The sequence below is a fragment of the Vibrio sp. Isolate22 genome (assembly GCF_022398115.1).
Classification (GTDB): domain Bacteria; phylum Pseudomonadota; class Gammaproteobacteria; order Enterobacterales; family Vibrionaceae; genus Vibrio.
Genome location: NZ_JAKEUW010000147.1, coordinates 1 through 889, shown reverse-complemented (window position 1 = coordinate 889; position 889 = coordinate 1). Strand labels below are relative to the sequence as shown.

Here is an 889-nt window from a genome sequence, read left to right as displayed (position 1 = left end):
GACTAGTACTGGTGTCTTTCTTCGAGTTCTTTCGCCACCCGTAGATTTGAGATTCATGTAAAGAAAGCTGTCTTGCTGTCGCAGCTACTCCCACTTTATCTGCTAACTTCAGGGCTTCTGCTTTAAATTCAGGGGAATGTTTAATTCTAGTTTTCTTAGTTGTCATTGTTCACCTCGTTAGTGATTGTACTCACTTAACTCAGTGTCCAAAACTGCTGGGGCGGATCAGACTTTATTAAAACCGTTTGGGGTGTGGGCTATAAGTTCGAATCCAAAGTTTAGGTCTATGTGTCGCGTCCTGAGCTTAAGAGCCATTGAGGAGGGAACATGAGTTTTAAATCGCGCTTAGTGTTGTTCACCAGTTTGTGGTTTTTACTTGAGAGTGTGGTGATTGCTTACACTTATCACTGGCAAAAAGAGACCATAGAACAGAGAACTAAACAAAGTTTACATAAAGAACTCGCGGTTCACATGCGTGACGATAACCCGCTGATGATTGGCACGGATTACAATCCTAAAGCCCTTAAATCTATATTCCATACTTTGATGTTGATTGGGCCTGACTTCGACATCTATTTTCTCGATAGTCAGGGTAATATCACGACACACGCGGCGCCAGAAGGGCTTTGTTGCGTAATTAAATTTAGATATAGAGCCAACCCGTTTCGCGTATTTCTTAGTCAATACGACAGGTTTTAGGCATACCTAACCTAGTAAGCTTGTTCAACGCTTTTATCATCGCGTAAGTTTCACCCACCTGGGCATTGTAATTTCTTAAGCTCAGTTTCCCTCCTAGCAACTGTTTAACTCGATACATCGCTGTTTCTGAGAGTGAACGCTTGTGGTATCCATACCGCTCTTTCCAATACCATACCGCTCTTTCCAATAC

The 889-nt window shown here is 42.4% G+C and carries 1 protein-coding gene and 2 pseudogenes; 1 reads left to right on the top strand and 2 read right to left on the bottom strand.

Translation table 11 applies throughout. From position 1 onward, the window contains the following. On the bottom strand, positions 1-166 hold a 166-nt coding region (locus tag L1D55_RS27395; protein ID WP_239918167.1), incomplete at its 3' end, for a transposase. A 161-nt stretch (positions 167-327) separates the two neighbouring features. Here L1D55_RS27395 and L1D55_RS27390 point away from each other — a divergent pair. Beyond that, a pseudogene (locus L1D55_RS27390) lies at positions 328-624 on the top strand (sensor histidine kinase); the annotation flags it as partial. A gap of 52 nt (positions 625-676) precedes the next feature. Here the strand turns inward: L1D55_RS27390 and L1D55_RS27385 are convergent. Further along, positions 677-889: pseudogene (locus L1D55_RS27385) on the bottom strand (IS5/IS1182 family transposase); the annotation flags it as partial.